The organism is Maribacter sp. LLG6340-A2, assembly GCF_045057105.1.
Lineage (GTDB): Bacteria > Bacteroidota > Bacteroidia > Flavobacteriales > Flavobacteriaceae > Maribacter.
The window spans coordinates 612121-634632 of record NZ_CP159332.1 but is presented as its reverse complement, the minus strand read 5'-3'; the positions used below and the strand labels follow the sequence as shown (position 1 = coordinate 634632).

General features: G+C 41.9%; 11 protein-coding genes. 7 read left to right on the top strand and 4 right to left on the bottom strand.

The window, feature by feature from the left end:
• Positions 1-95 precede the first annotated feature (95 nt).
• From ABVM52_RS02565 to ABVM52_RS02535, 7 genes are all read left to right on the top strand, one after another.
• The gene (locus ABVM52_RS02565; protein WP_405383414.1) at positions 96-11906 is read left to right on the top strand and encodes a beta strand repeat-containing protein; all 11811 of its coding nucleotides are present in this window, start codon (positions 96-98) and stop codon (positions 11904-11906) included.
• Between the two features lie 32 nt (positions 11907-11938).
• Complete coding sequence (locus ABVM52_RS02560) at positions 11939-13960, top strand: gliding motility-associated C-terminal domain-containing protein (RefSeq protein ID WP_405383412.1); 2022 nt, start codon at positions 11939-11941, stop codon at positions 13958-13960.
• 54 nt (positions 13961-14014) lie between these two features.
• A complete protein-coding gene (locus ABVM52_RS02555; protein WP_405385092.1) occupies positions 14015-14920 on the top strand; it encodes a type IX secretion system membrane protein PorP/SprF in 906 nt (301 codons plus the stop codon).
• 70 nt (positions 14921-14990) lie between these two features.
• A complete protein-coding gene (idi, locus tag ABVM52_RS02550; protein ID WP_405383410.1) occupies positions 14991-15515 on the top strand; it encodes an isopentenyl-diphosphate Delta-isomerase in 525 nt (174 codons plus the stop codon).
• 5 nt (positions 15516-15520) lie between these two features.
• Complete coding sequence (locus ABVM52_RS02545) at positions 15521-15928, top strand: 6-pyruvoyl trahydropterin synthase family protein (RefSeq protein WP_405383409.1); 408 nt, start codon at positions 15521-15523, stop codon at positions 15926-15928.
• A 79-nt stretch (positions 15929-16007) separates the two neighbouring features.
• Positions 16008-16970 carry a type I phosphomannose isomerase catalytic subunit gene (locus tag ABVM52_RS02540; protein WP_405385091.1) on the top strand — a complete coding sequence of 321 codons (963 nt, stop codon included), beginning with the start codon at positions 16008-16010 and terminating at the stop codon, positions 16968-16970.
• Between the two features lie 56 nt (positions 16971-17026).
• A complete protein-coding gene (locus ABVM52_RS02535; protein WP_405383407.1) occupies positions 17027-17296 on the top strand; it encodes a hypothetical protein in 270 nt (89 codons plus the stop codon).
• Positions 17297-17368: 72 nt separating this feature from the next.
• Here the strand turns inward: ABVM52_RS02535 and ABVM52_RS02530 are convergent, their stop codons facing one another.
• The 4 genes from ABVM52_RS02530 to ABVM52_RS02515 form a co-directional block, all read right to left on the bottom strand.
• Positions 17369-18061: a DUF4369 domain-containing protein gene (locus ABVM52_RS02530; RefSeq protein WP_405383405.1), complete on the bottom strand. Its 693-nt coding sequence runs from the start codon at positions 18059-18061 to the stop codon at positions 17369-17371.
• A gap of 79 nt (positions 18062-18140) precedes the next feature.
• Positions 18141-19415: a DUF819 domain-containing protein gene (locus ABVM52_RS02525; protein WP_405383403.1), complete on the bottom strand. Its 1275-nt coding sequence runs from the start codon at positions 19413-19415 to the stop codon at positions 18141-18143.
• A 31-nt stretch (positions 19416-19446) separates the two neighbouring features.
• Positions 19447-20250: a Cof-type HAD-IIB family hydrolase gene (locus ABVM52_RS02520; protein WP_405383401.1), complete on the bottom strand. Its 804-nt coding sequence runs from the start codon at positions 20248-20250 to the stop codon at positions 19447-19449.
• A 1-nt stretch (position 20251) separates the two neighbouring features.
• A complete protein-coding gene (locus ABVM52_RS02515) occupies positions 20252-22450 on the bottom strand; it encodes a DUF5916 domain-containing protein (RefSeq protein WP_405383399.1) in 2199 nt (732 codons plus the stop codon).
• Between the last annotated feature and the right edge of the window lie 62 nt (positions 22451-22512).

Sequence of the window (22512 nt, the reverse complement as noted above, 5' to 3'; positions counted from 1 at the left end):
AGTTATAATCAATATTTGTGTTAGGTGTAAACTGGTGATCCGTTTAATCGAGAAATAAGCGGAAGTAATTAGCAAACACTTATAGAATAACCTATATGACCAACGATTTTTTGAAAGTGGAATTGAATATAAAGAGTATGAAGAGTCAGACTACTACCACCTTGAGATTTACCATTAAGACCATAATGGTGATAATTGCACTGATGATGTCTGGTATTACTGCGGCACAAACTACAGTAACCCTAGAAGATCAATGTAATTGTGAAGTACTTCAAGGTACAGATGTTTCTACCCCTGGTGCGGTAACTCCCGCAGGCGCAGATTTGGGAGATTTGTATGTAAATACGGATACCGGAACTATTTATTTTTGGGATGGTGATTCTTGGGAGTTGACAACTACGGATGATCAGAATCTTCAAAATTTTAGTTTTGATGCTGCAACCAATATTTTATCTCTAGAGATTGAGGACGGAAATACCGTTACTGCAGATTTGTCCACTTTGAATAGAACGGCGTCTGAAATTGTTTATGACAATTCATCATCATTACTCTCTGCAATCAATGTACAGGATGCTATAGACGAAATAAATGCGGCTGTAGGAACTGTAGCCTTAGTTGATAATGGTGATGGTACATATGACTTCACAAGTGCCGATGGTAATATAACAACAATAGGCGATACATCTATATCTACTTTAAACGATAATGGAGATGGCACATATACTTACACGGATGAATCTGGTCTTGAACAAATTATTGATACCAATTCAATAACAATATCCAATACCATTACGGGTAACCGCATCGCAACGGTGACGGAGGCAGACGGAACTACGGCGGACATCCAGGAGACGATTATAAGTATAGTGGACAACAACGACGGTAACGTGACCTTGGTGAACGAGGCTGGTGCCAGTGTGACCATTGCAAAATCGGACATTACTGCGAACCCTGACGGTACCTATACCTTTACGAACAATGACGGTAGCGATGTGACCATCGATACGAACGGACTGGTGATCAGCAACCTTGTAGCGGGTAACCGCATCGCAACGGTAACCGAGGCCGATGGTACCACCGCGGACATCAACGAGACGATTACAAGTATAGTGGACAACAACGACGGTAACGTGACCTTGGTGAACGAGGCTGGTGCCAGCGTAACGATTGCAAAATCGGACATTACGGCGAACCCTGATGGTACCTATACCTTTACTAACAATGACGGCAGCGATGTGACCATCGATACGAACGGACTGGTGATCAGCAACCTTGTAGCGGGTAACCGCATCGCAACGGTAACGGAGGCAGACGGAACCACTGCGGACATCAACGAAACAATTACAAGTATAGTGGACAACAACGACGGTAACGTGACCTTGGTGAACGAGGCTGGTGCCAGTGTGACCATAGCAAAATCGGACATAACGGCGAACCCTGACGGTACCTATACCTTTACGAACAATGACGGTAGCGATGTGATAATCGATACTAACGGACTGGTGATCAGCAACCTTGTAGCGGGTAACCGTATTGCAACGGTAACCGAGGCCGATGGTACCACTGCGGACATCAACGAGACGATAACGGATATCAGCGGCACCTTGACTTCGGGCAACGAGATCGGTGTTTACGAAAAGGAGGACGGAACCACGGTATCCATCCAGGAGACGATTACGAGCATAGTGGACAACAACGACGGTAACGTGACCTTGGTGAACGAGGCGGGTGCCAGCGTGACCATTGCAAAATCGGACATAACGGCGAACCCTGACGGTACGTATACCTTCACGAACAATGACGGCAGCGATGTGACCATCGATACGAACGGACTGGTGATCAGCAACCTTGTAGCGGGTAACCGTATCGCAACGGTAACGGAGGCCGATGGTACCACAGCGGACATCAACGAAACGATTACAAGTATAGTGGACAACAACGACGGTAACGTGACCTTGGTGAACGAGGCGGGTGCCAGCGTGACCATTGCAAAATCGGACATTACGGCGAACCCTGACGGTACCTATACCTTCACGAACAATGACGGTAGCGATGTGATCATCGATACGAACGGACTGGTGATCAGCAACCTTGTAGCGGGTAACCGCATCGCAACGGTAACGGAGGCAGACGGAACCACGGCTGACATCAACGAGACGATAACGGATATCAGCGGAACCTTGACTACGGGCAACGAGATCGGTGTTTACGAAAAGGAGGACGGAACCACGGTATCCATCCAGGAGACGATTACAAGTATAGTGGACAACAATGACGGTAACGTGACCTTGGTGAACGAGGCTGGTGCCAGCATTACCATTGCAAAATCTGATATAACGGCGAACCCTGACGGTACCTATACCTTCACGAACAATGACGGTAGCGATGTGACCATCGATACGAACGGACTGGTGATCAGCAACCTTGTAGCGGGTAACCGTATTGCAACGGTAACCGAGGCCGATGGTACCACTGCGGACATCAACGAGACGATAACGGATATCAGCGGCACCTTGACTTCGGGCAACGAGATCGGTGTTTACGAAAAGGAGGACGGAACCACGGTATCCATCCAGGAGACGATTACAAGTATAGTGGACAACAACGACGGTAACGTGACCTTGGTGAACGAGGCGGGTGCCAGTGTGACCATTGCAAAATCTGACATAACGGCGAACCCTGACGGTACCTATACCTTCACGAACAATGACGGTAGCGATGTGATAATCGATACGAACGGACTGGTGATCAGCAACCTTGTAGCGGGTAACCGCATCGCAACGGTAACGGAAGCCGATGGTACCACTGCGGATATCAACGAGACCATAACAAGCATAGTGGACAACAACGACGGTAACGTGACCTTGGTGAACGAGGCTGGTGCCAGTGTGACCATTGCAAAATCGGACATAACGGCGAACCCTGACGGTACGTATACCTTCACGAACAATGACGGTAGCGATGTGACCATCGATACGAACGGACTGGTGATCAGCAACCTTGTAGCGGGTAACCGCATCGCAACGGTGACGGAGGCCGATGGTACCACCGCGGACATCAACGAGACGATAACGGATATCAGCGGCACCTTGACTTCGGGCAACGAGATCGGTGTTTACGAAAAGGAGGACGGAACCACGGTATCCATTCAGGAGACGATTACGAGCATAGTGGACAACAACGACGGTAACGTGACCTTGGTGAACGAGGCTGGTGCCAGCGTAACGATTGCAAAATCTGACATTACGGCGAACCCTGACGGTACCTATACCTTCACGAACAATGACGGTAGCGATGTGACCATCGATACGAACGGACTGGTGATCAGCAACCTTGTAGCGGGTAACCGCATCGCAACGGTAACGGAGGCCGATGGTACCACCGCGGACATCAACGAGACGATAACGGATATCAGCGGCACCTTGACTTCGGGCAACGAGATCGGTGTTTACGAAAAGGAGGACGGAACCACGGTATCCATCCAAGAAACGATTACAAGTATAGTGGACAACAACGACGGTAACGTGACCTTGGTGAACGAGGCGGGTGCCAGCGTAACGATTGCAAAATCGGACATTACTGCGAACCCTGACGGGACCTATACCTTCACGAACAATGACGGCAGCGATGTGACCATCGATACGAACGGACTGGTGATCAGCAACCTTGTAGCGGGTAACCGTATCGCAACGGTGACGGAAGCCGATGGTACCACCGCGGACATCAACGAGACCATAACAAGTATCGTTGATAATAATGATGGTACCTTGACCTTTACCCGTGAGGATAATAGCACACAAACAATTACTAAATCCCAATTAACGGATAACGGTAACGGAACATTTACTTTTAATAATGGTGATGGTGCACCAATTTCCTTTGACGGAACCGATGACCAAGATGCATCACAGGTAAACTTATTGACTCCTATTGATGTAGATGGAGACTTGGTGAATGAAACAACGGTAGAAGATGCTATCGCAGACTTAGCGAACAATAGTAGTGATAATCAAAACCTTACGGGAGCCACATTAAATGGAGCCAACCAACTTCAAATAGATATTGAAAGAGGTACGTCGACAAATGTAGATTTATCTTCATTAAGTGAAACGGTAACTGCCGGCACTGGAGCTATTACGGTAGATGATGACGGAAATGGTAATTATACAGTTAATTCTGTAGATTCAGATGAAGATGAAACCAACGAGTTAGCGGTTTTGGCTTCAGGTCCACCAAGTTCAAATGGAACAAATTCAGGTGATACTTATGTAGATACTGACAATGGCCAATTATACGCTTGGGATGGTACAAGTTGGCAACAAGTAGGAGGAAGTGCTGCGCCAGATGCGGATCCAAATCCAGAAAATGAACTTTCTGATGTAGCATTAACAGGAACAACTTTAGAATTAACCAATCCTGCACCTGGTGCAACCGGAGTTGATTTAAATAATAGGTTCGCAACGGATCAGGAATTGACCGATGCTATTACGGCGAGTGAATTGTTAGATGGTGATAAAGACGACCAGAACGAATTACAGGATTTAGAAGATGTTTTAACAAGAGATCCTAGTGCAGCTGGAAATGTAATTATGGACTTAGGTACACCAGTAAATGCTAATGATGCTGTAAATAAAGCATATGTAGATAATCTTGCTGACGATGATGTAAGTGTAACCAATATAGTTGGCGGGAATAGAATTGCTACAATTTCTGAACCAGGAATTACGCCCGTTGATGTAAATGAAACGATTACCACTTTGGCGGATAACGGGAATGGAAGTTTTACTTATACCAATGAAAATGGGGCACCGGTATCATTCCAGGCATCCACTATTACGGATAATGGCGACGGAACATCTACAATAGGTTTGGCCGATGGAGGAACCATTACTGTGGACAATGATGGAGTTGATAACGTGGACGATGCGGACAACGATCCAAGAAACGAGATTACAACGGTAGCGGATAACGGAGACGGAACTTCTACGATTGCAGATGTTGATGGCAATTCGGTAACGGTGGACAATGATGGAGTTGATAACGTGGACGATGCGGACAACGACCCAAGAAATGAAATCACTACGGTAGCCGATAACGGAGACGGAACTAGTACGATTGCGGATGTCGATGGCAATTCGGTAACGGTGGACAATGATGGAGTTGATAACGTGGACGATGCGGACAATGATCCAAGAAACGAGATTACCACGGTTGCTGACAATGGTAACGGAACTAGCACGATTGCGGATGTCGACGGTAATTCGGTAACGGTCGATAATGACGGAGTTGATAATGTTGACGATGCGGACAACGACCCAAGAAATGAAATCACTACGGTAGCCGATAACGGAGACGGAACTAGCACGATTGCGGATGTCGACGGTAATTCGGTAACGGTCGATAACGACGGAGTGGATAATGTGGACGATGCGGATAACGTAATCGGAAACGAATACAATACAGGGAGTGGAATTACTAATGGAACTCTAGAAATCACTGATGGTGGCGGTACGGAGTCGGTAAACCTAATCAGTACAAACGCGGATAACGATATAACATTTGGAACGGACGGGGCATTATATTTAAATGTTGCTTCGGTTACAATTTCGGAAACGATTACCACTTTGGCAGATAACGGGGATGGTAGCTTTACTTACACCAATGAAAATGGGGCACCGGTATCATTCCAGGCATCCACTATTACGGATAATGGCGACGGAACATCTACAATAGGTTTGGCCGATGGTGGAACCATTACTGTTGATAACGATGGTGTTGATAACGTGGACGATGCGGATAACGATCCAAGGAATGAGATACAGACCGTAGCATCTGGCGATGGTTCAGTAGATGTGGTAAGGACCGGCGATGATTTTGATTTATCGGTAACCTTCCCTGTCAACAATGATAACGATCCAAGAAATGAAATCACTACGGTAGCCGATAACGGAGACGGAACTAGCACGATTGCGGATGTCGATGGCAATTCGGTAACGGTGGATAACGACGGAGTCGATAACGTGGACGATGCGGACAACGATCCAAGAAACGAGATTACCACGGTAGCCGATAACGGCGACGGAACTAGCACGATTGCGGATGTCGATGGCAATTCGGTAACGGTGGATAACGACGGAGTCGATAACGTGGACGATGCGGACAACGACCCAAGAAATGAGATCACTACGGTAGCCGATAACGGAGACGGAACTAGCACGATTGCGGATGTCGACGGTAATTCGGTAACGGTGGACAATGACGGAGTTGATAATGTTGACGATGCGGACAACGACCCAAGAAATGAAATCACTACGGTTGCGGATAACGGAGACGGAACTTCCACGATTGCGGATGTCGATGGCAATTCGGTAACGGTGGATAACGACGGAGTGGATAACGTGGACGATGCGGACAACGATCCAAGAAATGAGATCACTACGGTAGCCGATAACGGAGACGGTACTTCTACGATTGCGGATGTCGATGGCAATTCGGTAACGGTGGATAACGACGGAGTGGATAATGTTGACGATGCGGATAACGATCCAAGGAATGAGATACAGACCGTAGCATCTGGCGATGGTTCAGTAGATGTGGTAAGGACCGGCGATGATTTTGATTTATCGGTAACCTTCCCTGTCAACAATGATAACGATCCAAGAAATGAAATCACTACGGTAGCCGATAACGGAGACGGAACTTCCACGATTGCGGATGTCGATGGCAATTCGGTAACGGTGGACAATGATGGTTTCGATAATGTGGATGATGCGGATAACGACCCAAGAAACGAGATTACCACGGTTGCTGACAATGGTAACGGAACTAGTACGATTGCGGATGTCGACGGTAATTCTGTAACGGTGGACAATGACGGTGTTGATAACGTGGACGATGCGGACAACGATCCAAGAAACGAGATTACAACGGTTGCGGATAACGGAGACGGAACTAGCACGATTGCGGATGTCGACGGTAATTCGGTAACGGTGGACAATGACGGAGTTGATAACGTTGATGATGCGGATAACGATCCAAGAAACGAGATTACTACGGTTGCGGATAACGGAGACGGTACTTCTACGATTGCGGATGTTGATGGTAACTCGGTAACGGTCGATAACGACGGAGTTGATAATGTGGACGATGCGGATAACGTAATCGGAAACGAATACAATACAGGAAGTGGAATTACGAATGGAACTCTAGAAATCACGGATGGTGGCGGTACGGAGTCGGTAAACCTAATAAGTACAAACGCGGATAATGATCTTGCTTTTGGAACGGACGGGGCATTATATTTAAATGTTGCTTCGGTTACAATTTCGGAAACGATTACCACTTTGGCGGATAACGGGGATGGTAGTTTTACCTATACCAATGAAAATGGGGCACCGGTATCATTCCAGGCATCCACTATTACGGATAATGGCGACGAAACATCTACAATAGGTTTGGCCGATGGAGGAACCATTACTGTTGATAATGACGGAGTGGATAACGTGGACGATGCGGACAACGACCCAAGAAACGAGATTACAACGGTAGCCGATAACGGAGACGGAACTTCTACCATTGCGGATGTCGACGGTAATTCGGTAACGGTGGACAATGACGGTGTTGATAACGTGGACGATGCGGACAACGATCCAAGAAACGAGATTACAACGGTAGCCGATAACGGAGACGGAACTAGTACGATTGCGGATGTCGATGGCAATTCGGTAACGGTGGACAATGACGGAGTTGATAACGTGGACGATGCGGACAACGACCCAAGAAATGAAATCACTACGGTTGCGGATAACGGAGACGGAACTAGCACGATTGCGGATGTCGATGGGAATTCGGTAACAGTGGATAACGACGGTGTTGATAACGTGGACGATGCGGACAACGATCCAAGAAATGAGATACAGACCGTAGCATCTGGCAATGGTTCAGTAGATGTGGTAAGGACCGGCGATGATTTTGATTTATCGGTAACCTTCCCTGTCAACAATGACAACGATCCAAGAAACGAGATTACAACGGTAGCGGATAACGGAGACGGAACTAGTACGATTGCGGATGTCGACGGTAATTCGGTAACAGTAGATAACGACGGAGTGGATAATGTTGACGATGCGGACAACGACCCAAGAAATGAAATCACTACGGTAGCCGATAACGGAGACGGAACTAGTACGATTGCGGATGTCGATGGCAATTCTGTAACGGTGGATAACGATGGAGTCGATAATGTTGATGATGCCGATAACGATCCAAGGAATGAGATACAGACCGTAGCATCTGGCGATGGTTCAGTAGATGTGGTAAGGACCGGCGATGATTTTGATTTATCGGTAACCTTCCCTGTCAACAATGATAACGATCCAAGAAATGAAATCACTACGGTAGCCGATAACGGAGACGGAACTTCCACGATTGCGGATGTCGATGGCAATTCGGTAACGGTGGATAACGACGGAGTCGATAACGTGGACGATGCGGATAACGACCCAAGAAACGAGATTACCACTGTTGCTGACAATGGTAACGGAACTAGTACGATTGCGGATGTCGACGGTAATTCGGTAACGGTCGATAACGACGGAGTTGATAACGTGGACGATGCGGATAACGTAATCGGAAACGAATACAATACAGGAAGTGGAATTACGAATGGAACTCTAGAAATCACGGATGGTGGCGGTACGGAGTCGGTAAACCTAATAAGTACAAACGCGGATAATGATCTTGCTTTTGGAACGGACGGGGCATTATATTTAAATGTTGCTTCGGTTACAATTTCGGAAACGATTACCACTTTGGCGGATAACGGGGATGGTAGTTTTACCTATACCAATGAAAATGGGGCACCGGTATCATTCCAGGCATCCACTATTACGGATAATGGCGACGGAACATCTACAATAGGTTTGGCCGATGGAGGAACCATTACGGTCGATAATGACGGAGTCGATAATGTTGATGATGCGGATAGCGACCCTACTAATGAAAACCAAACAGTAAGTGCGGGAACGGGAATATCGGTAAATCAGGTAGGTCAGAATTTCGAGGTGACCAATACGGCTCCTGACCAAACGGTATCCATTGCCGATGGTGGTAACGGTAATGTAACGGTAGGCGGTACATACCCTAATTTCACTATTGATGTACCGGATGCTACGGTAGATACGGATGACCAAGACCTTTCCAGTGCAGTGGTTACTGCAAATGAGAGCGTTGAGATACAGATTACTGACGGAAACAATACAACTATCGATATCCGTGATGCCGATTCTGATGCAACCAATGAATATAACACGGCCTTCGGAATTTCAGGAAGTAACCTGAGGTTGACCGATGGTGGCGGTAATTTGGATGTACCATTATCATCATTGGGCACGGATGAGCAGGACCTATCCAGTGCGGTAGTAACGGCCAACGAAAGTGTTGAGATACAGATTACTGACGGAAACAATACAACAATAGATATCCGTGATGCGGATAGCGACCCTACTAATGAAAACCAAACGGTAAGTGCGGGAACGGGAATGTCGGTAAATCAGGTAGGTCAGAATTTCGAGGTGACCAATACGGCTCCTGACCAAACGGTATCCATTGCCGATGGTGGTAACGGTAATGTAACGGTAGGCGGTACATACCCTAATTTCACTATTGATGTACCGGATGCTACGGTAGATACGGATGACCAAGACCTATCCAGTGCAGTGGTTACTGCAAATGAGAGCGTTGAGATACAGATTACTGACGGAAACAATACAACTATCGATATCCGTGATGCCGATTCTGATGCAACCAATGAATATAACACGGCCTTCGGAATTTCAGGAAGTAACCTGAGGTTGACCGATGGTGGCGGTAATTTGGATGTACCATTATCATCATTGGGCACGGATGAGCAGGACCTATCCAGTGCGGTAGTAACGGCCAACGAAAGTGTTGAGATACAGATTACTGACGGAAACAATACAACAATAGATATCCGTGATGCGGATAGCGACCCTACTAATGAAAACCAAACGGTAAGTGCGGGAACGGGAATGTCGGTAAATCAGGTAGGTCAGAATTTCGAGGTGACCAATACGGCTCCTGACCAAACGGTATCCATTGCCGATGGTGGTAACGGTAATGTAACGGTAGGCGGTACATACCCTAATTTCACTATTGATGTACCGGATGCTACGGTAGATACGGATGACCAAGACTTATCCAGTGCAGTGGTTACAGCAAATGAGAGCGTTGAGATACAGATTACTGACGGAAACAATACAACTATCGATATCCGCGATGCAGATAGCGACCCTACTAATGAAAACCAAACGGTAAGTGCGGGAACGGGAATGTCTGTCAATCAGGTAGGTCAGAATTTCGAGGTGACCAATACGGCTCCTGACCAAACGGTATCCATTGCCGATGGTGGTAACGGTAATGTAACGGTAGGCGGTACATACCCTAATTTCACTATTGATGTACCGGATGCTACGGTAGATACGGATGACCAAGACCTATCCAGTGCGGTGGTTACTGCAAATGAGAGCGTTGAGATACAGATTACTGACGGAAACAATACAACTATCGATATCCGTGATGCCGATTCTGATGCAACCAATGAATATAACACGGCCTTCGGAATTTCAGGAAGTAACCTGAGGTTGACCGATGGTGGCGGTAATTTGGATGTACCATTATCATCATTGGGCACGGATGAGCAGGACCTATCCAGTGCGGTAGTAACGGCCAATGAAAGTGTTGAGATACAGATTACAAACGGAAACAATACAACGATAGATATCCGTGATGCGGATAGCGACCCTACTAATGAAAACCAAACGGTAAGTGCGGGAACGGGAATGTCGGTAAATCAGGTAGGTCAGAATTTCGAGGTGACCAATACGGCTCCTGACCAAACGGTATCCATTGCCGATGGTGGTAACGGTAATGTAACGGTAGGCGGTACATACCCTAATTTCACTATTGATGTACCGGATGCTACGGTAGATACGGATGATCAAGACCTTTCCAGTTCAGTGGTTACTGCCAATGAGAGCGTTGAGATACAGATTACTGACGGAAACAATACAACTATTGATATACGTGATGCCGATTCTGATGCAACCAATGAATATAACACGGCCTTCGGAATTTCAGGAAGTAACCTGAGGTTGACCGATGGTGGCGGTAATTTGGATGTACCATTATCATCATTGGGCACGGATGAGCAGGACCTTTCCAGTACGGTAGTAACGGCCAACGAAAGTGTTGAGATACAGATCACCAACGGTAACAATACAACAATAGATATCCGTGATGCGGATAGTAATCCAAGTAATGAATTACAAACTATCTCTAGAACCGGAACAAATGTAGTATTGTCTAATGGAGGAGGAACGGTTTCCATTGCCGATAACGATAATAATTCTAACAATGAAATTCAGAACATAACATCAACAGATGGTTCGGTAACTATTTCGCAGACAGGAATTAACTATGACTTATCGGTACCTGCGGCAGAAGAAACTGTGGTAACGGCTGGTACGGATATTAGTGTAACAGGTGATGGTAGTACAGCTACACCATATGTTATCAGTAATACAAGGCCAAACATATTTTATCCACCATCAATTGCAGTAGATGTTGCAACAACGGGTACAGGTAGAACAATTGATCTGCACGCCGAGTATCTTTCTCAATATGGTACACCGTCTGTAGCAAGTGCCGGTGCACCGGCTGCAATACCAACATATGCAAATAATGAGTTGTACTATTATGTTACTTATTATGACCCAACTGTATTTGCGAATGTAAGTGTTGATGCCGTTGGCGAAATGACCTATGACGTTATATCTACACCAACAGATTACAATACTTTGATAAATGTTGTATTCGTAGCCCGATAAATTGTTGGTTAAAGATTAGATCCCAAACGAATTTGAAAAAAACCGCTATATATAAATTAATTGTTCTCAGCATTGTAACTACACTGCTGGGAACATTTGTATCCAATGCACAGTTTCTGTTACAAGCACCAACGGATAGTGATCAAAATAATTTTCGCTGGTATGAAGCTTCTGACACCACTACGGTATTGGCAACGGATTCTTTTTATGAGGTAACCAGACCAGGAATTTATTTTGCAACCTATGATGGTACGCTATGTGGTTCAAATGCCACGGGGTATTTTATCGTAACGGATTGTAATAATCCGGATAATGAAGTTACAATGGATATTACATCCAATGTTTCTTCATCCGCTACCGTAAACTGGAATCCCCCTTTGCCGGGAGACCAATTAAGGCCAACCGTTATAGCAACGGATGCGGTAGTTAAATACACTGCTATAGTTACAAAAGCGGGTAATACATTTAGTCTACCCAATTTTACGGTTGTTTGTTTACCTGAAGCTGCCAATTTGGAAGATGATATCGCATCCACGGATGAAGATATTTCTGTTACAATTGATATTTATAGTAATGATGCAGATTTACCGGATGTAGGATCTTTAACAACTACAGATCCAACAAATGGTACCGTCGTCATAAATGATGGTGGTACACCTAATGATCCGCTGGATGACATTGTTACCTATTCACCAAATACCGACTTTAATGGAACGGATAATTTTGAATATACTATATGTAATGCCTATGGGGATTGTAGTACGGCCACAGTTACAATAAATGTACTACCTGTTTTAGATACCAATGATGATTCTATAGCCATTAATATTAACGAAATCAGCAATATAGATTCGTGGCAATTAAATGATAATGATTTACCGGTTATGGGTACCTTTAGTGTAACTCAGCCTACTAATGGGTCCGTTACGGTTGATGATAATGGAACACCAGATAATCCTTCAGATGATATACCTACCTATTTTCCAAATAATAATTATTTAGGTACCGATGCATTTGATTATACCATATGTGATATATTAGGAAATTGCAGCACATCTACCATTACTATTTTAATTAGCCCCTATGGTCTAGATTTGGATAGTGATGATGACGGTATAGTAGACAGTTTTGAAGACTTAAATCTTGATGGCGATAATGACCCTGCTACAGACCCAACGGATAGTGATGGTGATGGTTTTCCAGATTATTTGGACATTGATAGTGATGGTGACGGTATTCCTGATAATGTAGAAGCACAAACTACAGCAGATTACATAGCACCATCTGGCATGGATGTTAATGGCAATGGTATTGATGATGCCTATGAGGCAAATGGATTAACGGGCATATTCCCGGTAGATACAGATGGAGATAATTTACCCGATTATTTGGATGAGGATAGTGATAATGATAATGTACCTGATGAAATTGAAGGACATGATTATAACCAAGATGGTGTTGCAGATGTAGTAAGCATTGGTTCTGATAAGGATGATGATGGTTTAGATGATGGTTTTGAAGCTTCAATTAGGGTTGATATAGATGTCAATGATGAAATAGACGATCCGTATAATGATTTACCTAATACGGACGGTGATGAAGAATCTGATTATAGGGATACGGACGATGATGATGATGGTATAGAAACAATTGATGAAGATGTAAACCTTAATGGAAGTTACTTAGACGATGATTCTGATGATGACGGTATACCAAACTATTTGGATTCAGATTTAGGGGAATTTGAAGAAGAAATTGAAGTTTTCAACGTTATTACACCTAATGGTGATGGTATTCATGACGTTTTACGCATATCCGGATTACAAAATTATCCTAATAACACTTTAAAAATCTACAATAGATGGGGTGTGGCAGTATATATGACAAAAGCATACAATACTGAAGGTAACGTTTTTGATGGTACTTCTGGAGGTAGGGTTACCGTAGACGTAGATAGTAAATTACCGGTTGGTACATATTTCTATATACTGGATTATGAATTACCTAACGGAGAAATGAAAACATTATCAGGGTATATATATATAAATAGATAAATGAGAATGTCTAAAAAATATGGTTACATAAAAAAAGCACTTGGTTTAAAACCTATGGTCTTGCTATTGGCCCTATTTTTTAGCATATGTTCTTATGGTCAACAAGATGCACAATACACCCAGTATATGTATAATACAGTTAGCGTAAACCCTGGTTATGCCGGCTCTAGGGGGCATATTAGTATAGCGGCATTACATAGGTCGCAATGGGTAGGTTTAGATGGGGCGCCAACCACACAAACATTGAACGCACATTCCCCAATTGGTTATAGGGGAGTTGGTTTAGGTTTTTCTATTGTGAAAGATAAAATAGGTCCTACGACCGAGAATAATTTTGATATTGACTTTTCATATACGGTTTGGACATCTGAAGTGGGTAGAATAGGTTTTGGATTAAAGGCCAGTGCCAATCTACTTGATATTCGGTTTTCTGAATTAAATCAGTATTCATCAGACCCTACCTTACAACAAGATATAGATAATAGACTTTCGCCAAATATTGGGGCAGGAGTCTATTACCATACCGATAAATATTATTTAGGTCTTTCGGTACCTCGTTTTTTAGAAACAACACATTTTCAAGAATCCGAACTGTCCACGGCAAAAGAACAGATGAACCTTTATTTAATTACGGGTTACGTTTGGGATTTAAATGAATTTGTAAAATTCAAACCAACTTTACTTACAAAAATTGTTCGTGGCGCACCCCTACAAGTAGATTTGTCCGTCAATTTCATGCTTAATGAAAAATTTATATTAGGTGCGGCATATAGATGGGATGCAGCTTTTAGTGGTATGGCTGGTTTTAATGTATCCAACAAGTTTTTAATCGGCATTGCTTATGACAAGGAAACTACAGAATTGGGTAATGCAGCATTTAATGATGGTTCTTTTGAGGTGATATTCAGGTATGATTTTATTTCTGCCAAAAATAACCTGAAATCACCAAGATTCTTTTAAGCATAGTTATTAACTAATTATTATCGTCTTACCTTTTCGTAAAATAAGTTAAACCCCTTATTTTTACTGAATGAAGGAAGAACAGGTAATTCTTGTAAATACGGACAACGAGCAAATCGGTACAATGCCAAAAATGGAAGCTCATGAAAAAGCATTATTACATAGGGCTTTCTCAGTTTTTGTAACCAATGCTAAAGGGGAAATTATGTTGCAGCAACGCGCGGCATCAAAATACCACTCACCTTTATTATGGACCAATACTTGCTGTAGTCATCAACGCGTAGGAGAAAGTAATATAGATGCCGGAAAAAGAAGATTACAGGAAGAAATGGGTTTTCAGACGGAGTTAGAGGAACTTTTTAGTTTCATATACAAAGCCCCTTTTGATAATGGTCTAACGGAGCATGAATTTGATCATGTAATGTTGGGGAGCTATAATGAAGAACCCAAAATAAATCCACTAGAGGTAGAGGCATGGAAATGGATGTCACCAGAGGATGTAAGACAGGATATAGCCAAAAACCCTAAGGAGTATACGGTGTGGTTTAAAATTATTTTTGAAAAATTTTACCAACATTTATTTAAGTTAAATTGAACGAAATGAAGGTAAAGGTCAGTAGAAAGGCACATTTTAATGCGGCGCATAGGTTATATAGAAAAGACTGGGACAATGAAAAAAATACCGAGATCTTTGGTAAATGTAACAACCCAAACTTTCACGGTCACAATTATGAACTTATTGTCAGTGTAACTGGAGAAATTGATAAGTCAACAGGCTTTGTGATGGATATGAAAGTTTTAAAGGACTTGATAAAGGAAGAGGTAGAGGACTATTTAGACCATAAGAATTTAAATATTGAGGTTCCGGAATTTAAAAGTTTAAATCCAACAGCCGAGAATATTGTGGTGGTCATATGGAACAAATTAAGACCGCATATTATAGATGCCCATGAACTGGAGGTTGTGCTTTATGAGACACCTAGAAATTTTGTTACATTTTCAGGGTAATTGTTCTGCCTATTATATGAAAGGAAAACATTCTGCGTTGTAACAAACATCTTATCAATTAAAATTTAAATCTATGAATATCTATCCTTTAAAATTTAAACCAATTTTAAAAGAAAGACTTTGGGGAGGCACCAAGTTAAAAGAAGTTTTAGGAAAACCTATTGAAAGCGACATTACCGGTGAAAGCTGGGAATTATCTACGGTTAAGGGCGATGTTTCAATAATTGCCAATGGAGACTTGCAAGGCACTTCTTTACAAGATTTGATAGATGATCATTCAGAAGCATTACTTGGTAAAAGTGTGGTGGATCGTTTTGGAACAGATTTTCCAATATTGATTAAGTTCATAGATGCTAAGCAAGATTTATCCATTCAACTGCACCCTAATGATAAATTGGCAAAGGAAAGGCATAATTCTTTTGGTAAAACAGAAATGTGGTATATCATGGATGCGGACCCAAAAGCAGAATTGATTGTAGGTTTTAATAGAAGCGTTACAAAAAAGGAGTATGCAGAGAGTGTAGAAAATGATACCTTATTAGACCTGTTAAATTATGAGCAAGTAAAGGAGGGGGATACATTCTTTATCAATACCGGAAAAATTCATGCTATAGGTGCAGGGGTAATGTTGGCAGAAATACAACAAACATCTGATGTAACCTATAGGGTGTTCGATTTTAATAGAAAGGATAAAGAAGGCAACCTTAGGGAATTACATACGGAATTGGCTTTGGATGCGGTAGATTATGAAAAGAAAGATGATTTCAAGATATCTTATTCCAAGGAATTGAACACGGTGGAAACTATGGTTGATTGTCCGTATTTTAAAACCAATTTTATTGAACTTACTAAAGATGTAGTTTTGAACACCAAAGAAAGAGATTCCTTTACCATTTATATGTGTGTAGGCGGTAAGGCTCTAGTTAAAACAGCAGAAGGCGAAGCTCATATTAAAAAAGGAGAAACAGTGCTTTTACCGGCTATGACAGATAAAATAGAATTGATATCCACTGGGGCAAAATTATTGGAAGTCACTATTTAACGGTAAAAAAGCCTTCCGCAATTCTAAAATTGTATTTTTGCAAAAAATAATTAGTAATGGCAAGTATTAAAAATTTAAAGAAAGATATTAATAATGTTCTAGGTGACATTATAGAAGGTGTTTATATCGTTGATGCCGCTAACGGCAACAGTACCTCTAAAGAAGGAGCAGCTATAATTGATAACGCAATTGATGCTTTTGATGAGCTTATTGCGGAGGTAAACAAACCAAACGTAGAAAATAAGAAAACACATTTTAAATCCGTAAGAAAAGATTTAGAAGTAAAAGCTTCCAAATTGATTGAGGATTTAAACAAATTATCCTAATCAGGATTAAAAATTAAGCACAAAAAAAAGCATCCTTTTAAATAAGGATGCTTTTTTTTATTATAGATGATTTTATTTATTCAGGAGTTTCGCAAGCTCTTTACCGTATTTAGAATCGGCTACTTCTTCGGATAATGAACCATAAATAGAATCTAGGTATTTTCTATTGGCATCTGGAATTTCCTTTACCGCAATATAGGGTGCTATAAAGGAAGCTTTGTTGTTCAACGCAAAGTTGATAGAGTAGGCATAACCTCTTTGGGTATTTCTATTACTAATACTTTGCAAGGAATCTATACTTATTTGGGCCAATTCACTCTCCGGCCTTGCAGCGGCCATCATGATCTCAACATTCTTTTTATTGATATTGGAAATGGTCTTTCTATATTCCTCTAATTTTTCATGGCTTTCTGACCCTGTTATTTTGGCCGTGGTATCAAAGGTATTCCAGTTGGTCTGTACGGTAATTGTTCCCGGTTCAGCAAAAAGGGTAATTCTGTCGTTAATATCGTTATTATCTTTTTTATCCAAGTAGAGGTAAAATATTTCTGGGCTGTTAAGTTCGGTTTTTAAGGTAAATCTACCATCGCCCTTAATAGCAACAGAATCTACGGAAACCAATACGGAGTCTGGTACATGTTGTAAATAAACGGTCCCTTTTTTAAGTCCCTTAATATTACCGGTTACCGTTAGTGTATCCTTTTGTTCATCGCCACAAGAGTTGAGTGCCAGAAGGGCAACTAGAGCATAAATATAATTTTTCATTGGATAATTTTAGAGCGCAAATATCTGTAAATTTTAGTAGATATGGGAGCCATGAAAGTAATTTGTTGGTAAAACAACATCAAAGGGCAGATGCAACTTCCATTAAGTATGCACAGAGTAAAGCCCCGCCAGTTCCTACAACATAACCTAACACTGCTAGAAGCACCCCTACAGATGTAAGGGAAGGGTGGAACTCGGCCGCAACTACGGGTGCAGAGGCGGCGCCACCTACGTTTGCCTGGCTACCTACGGCCAAAAAGAAATATGGGGCTTTAATCAATTTGGCTACAAGAATCATTAATCCGGCATGAATGGTAATCCAAATAAATCCTATTGCAATGAGTCCGGGGTTTTCAAGAACTTTTCCTAAATCCATTTTCATACCTATGGTAGCTACCAAAATATAAATGAACATACCCCCGATCTTACTTGCGCCGGCACCTTCATAATTTTTGGCCTTAGAAAAGGATAGTGATATGCCTATCGTTGTTGCAATAACCACCATCCAAAAGAAACTAGACCCCAAGAAAGAGAGAAAACTTTTTTGATCGTTTACCGCTTCTACATTTTCATTTAAGAAAGAACTTATATGGTCACCAAAGAAATGGGCGGCACCAACAGCGGCAAAAGCTAAGGATAACATAATCATATAGTCTTGCAATGTGGGTACCCTGGTAATTTTTTCGGTGAATGTGGAGACCTTAATTTTTAAAGTCTCTATGGCAGAGGTATCCGCTTTCAACCACGTATCTATTTTTTTTGTTCTACCTACGCCTAATAGTACAATGGCCATCCAAACATTGGCCACCACAATATCTATTAGTACCATACCACCGTATTTCTCTGGGTTGTACTGAAAAATTTCTAGCATGGCCGCCTGGTTGGCACCACCACCGATCCAACTACCGGCTATGGTTGATAATCCTCTCCATATGGCATCAAAATCATTGCCGCCTACGGTTTCCGGTGAGAATATAGAAACAATTAGAATAGCAAGAGGTCCACCAATTATGATCCCTGCACTACCGGTAAGGAACATGATAATAGCTTTGGAACCCAAATTGGATATAGCCTTTAGGTCAATGCTCAAGGTCATTAGAACCAATGCCGCTGGCAAGAGATATCTACTGGCCATAAAGTAAAGATTAGATAATTCGTCTGAAATTATTCCGGTACTTGTAAGTATGGCCGGTAATAAATAGCACATTAATACCGCAGGTACAATACTGTAAAATTTACTCCAAAATCCTTTTTTTAAACTTGACGTATAGAAGATAAAACCAAGACAAAGGGCAAGCAGGCCAAAGGTTACGGTGTCATTAGTAATAAAAGGTTGTGTAGAAAGTGGGTACATAGTTAAAAGGGTAGGTTCCTGTCAAATATACTTAAAATACTAGGTGGTTCTTTATAAAATGTGCTACGCCATCTTCAGTGTTCTTTAGTGCTACGTATTTGGAAATTTTCTTGACTTCCTCCCTTCCATTTGCAACAGCTACACCGCACCCAACATTTTCAAGCATTTCAATATCATTGTAGTTGTCCCCAAAAGCAATAACATCCTTCAGGTTTTCTCCCTTATTTAAAAGGGAATGTATTGCCGTAAGTTTTGATACTACTTTGGGGGCTACTTCTATTAAGGTGTCATTAGATCGGTACAGGTTAAGCTGCTCACCAAACGTATTAGTAAGTGTTGGCATTAATACGTCCGCACTCTCTGGAGTACACATAAGCATAATCTTATGCGCACCTATTTGTCTTTCTTCCCAGTGGGATAATGTGGTCTTGGTCTCTTGAAAAACCGGGGTTGTCTTGGTGTATTTAATTTCTTTCTCTACCCTTTCAGAGATATTGGGCACATACCATTCATCATTATAATACAATCCTAATTTGGCATTGAGGCCAATGGTTAGTTCAAAAATGTCTTGTAAAAGGTTTACCGGAATGACTACAGAGGATATATCCTTATCTCCGTGCCGTACCAATGCGCCATTATAACAAATTATAGGTTGGTCCGTAATACCAAGTCTTTCTTGGATATAGACCATACCGCTAGGCATTCTTGCCGATACTAAAATTATCCTTGTTGATTCTTTTATACGTTGTATTTGCGATATAGTAAAGCTAGAAACATCACTTTTGGTAGATAGTAAGGTGCCATCTAAATCTGAACACAAAATTTTATAATTCATTTTAAATATTTAACCAGTAGGTAAGTTTTAGATTGATGGACCTGAATTTAGGTTCAAACACATTAACAAAATAATTGTCATTATATACAATGAACAAATCTGATAATGGAGCAAAACGCCATTGCAACCTTGAATTAAAGCCTAGGTTATCACGTTGATTGCTGTATTGAACAAGAGTAGACCAAAATATAGATTTGCTTAACGTTACATCTATTTTTGGGCTTATGAGCCAAATATCTGCGCTGGAATAGGGGGCAGGTAAAGTAATCTTATCATAATTGGCCCTCATGATCAAAAAGACCTTAGGTTGAAATCTTAGGAACATTTCCCCTTGAACGGAGAATCTATCGCCATTAAAAAAACTACCGTAAGAGGGCTCTACCGTAAACCCAAATCTCTTTCTTCTATCAGATTGGTATTCAATAGAAACGTTATTGTAATGGTAACCTACTTCACTTGGCAGTTTTACGGCACCATCAGTATTGGTAGGGTCAAATTCATCCAGAAGATAGGTATAGGAGTGGCTGTAGCCTATATTAATTTCCGACTGATCCTTAAATTTGGACTCCCATGCCCCCATTAGGTCATAATCTGTTTTTGTGAAATTAGCATCTGGACTCCAGGTAATTATTGGAAAAAATTGAAAACTATGGGTTTGTAACGCACTGTTCTCAGGCCAAAAAATACGTTCAATCATAGTAGCACTTTTAAAAATATCGGTCCTACGTATAAACCCAAGATCAGACCTAAAATCGTTACCTAAGTACACAAGATCTTCAAAGAAGTTCCAATTTCTTGAATTGTATTGTAAAAAAGCGCCTGATGATAGATCCTTAGTTCCGGCATTGTGTGCAAAGGACTTATGTACATAAAACTTGCCGTTCCACACATTATTATCAGAAATAAGGTTGTAATCTACACCCGCTACACGATTATACCGGTCTTCTGGGGCCTGAAAATCATAATCTTTAAAAGTTTCCCTGTTTATAAAGAACATACCAATATTAGACCGGCCAAATACCGTTTGCTGTAGGGCCAACATGGTATTGTTGTTAGAGGCAATGTTCATTTCCAAGTCTTCTTCCGTTTGTAGATTTAAAAATCCTAACCTGAGCGATTTATTTACCTTACCACTTAAACGTAGCCCTCCTATAATTTTATTTTCAATGGAATTATCTGCCGTGTCCTTTGCAATACCTATTCTTCTTGAGAAAAATGGATTGGCATCCCTACCACCGCCAAAGCTTCCAAAAAGGTCGCTGTTATCAATAAAAAACTGTCTTTTTTCAGGAAGCGATACCTCAAACCGGGTAAGGTTGGTAACTTGGTCATCAACTTCAACTTGGGAAAAATCTGGATTTACCGTAACATCCAAGTTCATACTGTTGCCAATAGGAATTTTTACATCACCACCCACCTTAAGGGTAGTGTTGGTCTCTTGAAGTTCAAAGTCCTCTTGTGTAATTGTATTTACATAAGGAATAAAAGCTAATGGCGTTCTGTAGTTCCCTAAAGGATTTTCAAAAATCATATCACCCATGAAGGTAAGCCCATAGATATTTTGGTTTTGGGGAATGTTCATCCAAGTGCTGTTTTCGTTGGATTGGGTATCAAAACGATAACTGTTGAACCTCCATTTTGTTTCACCTTCCTTGAATTTGAAAGCGGTAAGGGGTATGACCATTTCCGAAGTATAGTACCCGTCATAGATTTTGGAATCTCCTTTCCATTTTACATCCCATGAAATGGTGAATCCGTTTAAATTTAGTCCGCCACCGGAAACCAACCCCTCTCTACGAACCCCATAAGGGTTAATGCCAAATAGAAAGGCATTATTGCCATCATTGAATGTATCGAACAATAGGGTAATATTATCACTATTTCCGGCCCTGAAATCTCTCTTTAAGGATTGTATGGCGTAATCATTACCAGCGGTATAAACGGTGATGCCCACATAAAGGTTATTGTCATCATAAAGCATTTTAATCTCGGTCTGCTTACTGGCCTGTACGGAATCTAGTGGGAAATATTGCCAAAAATTAGTTGCTGGTTTCGCGGTGCTCCATTGCGGTTCATCAAGAATGCCATCAGGTACTATTCGTGTATTGACTTGTTTAACAATAAAGGATTTATTGATGTCTTGGGCATAAGCTTGAAAGCAAAAAAGTAATAGCACTAAAGTGCTTATATACTTGGTCATTTGAACGGTGGTTAGACGGTTGGTGGGCCAAATTTAAGTTTTTGTTTCGTTAAATAAATGCT

What these genes read in the sequence shown, in the direction of transcription:
- ABVM52_RS02565 (WP_405383414.1), top strand. Translation starts at nt 96, where the DNA reads ATGACCAACGATTTTTTGAAAGTGGAATTGAATATAAAGAGTATGAAG.
- ABVM52_RS02525 (WP_405383403.1), bottom strand. Translation starts at nt 19,415, where the DNA reads ATGTACCCACTTTCTACACAACCTTTTATTACTAATGACACCGTAACC.
- ABVM52_RS02545 (WP_405383409.1), top strand. Translation starts at nt 15,521, where the DNA reads ATGAAGGTAAAGGTCAGTAGAAAGGCACATTTTAATGCGGCGCATAGG.
- idi (WP_405383410.1), top strand. Translation starts at nt 14,991, where the DNA reads ATGAAGGAAGAACAGGTAATTCTTGTAAATACGGACAACGAGCAAATC.
- ABVM52_RS02520 (WP_405383401.1), bottom strand. Translation starts at nt 20,250, where the DNA reads ATGAATTATAAAATTTTGTGTTCAGATTTAGATGGCACCTTACTATCT.
- ABVM52_RS02535 (WP_405383407.1), top strand. Translation starts at nt 17,027, where the DNA reads ATGGCAAGTATTAAAAATTTAAAGAAAGATATTAATAATGTTCTAGGT.
- ABVM52_RS02515 (WP_405383399.1), bottom strand. Translation starts at nt 22,450, where the DNA reads ATGACCAAGTATATAAGCACTTTAGTGCTATTACTTTTTTGCTTTCAA.
- ABVM52_RS02555 (WP_405385092.1), top strand. Translation starts at nt 14,015, where the DNA reads ATGGTCTTGCTATTGGCCCTATTTTTTAGCATATGTTCTTATGGTCAA.
- ABVM52_RS02530 (WP_405383405.1), bottom strand. Translation starts at nt 18,061, where the DNA reads ATGAAAAATTATATTTATGCTCTAGTTGCCCTTCTGGCACTCAACTCT.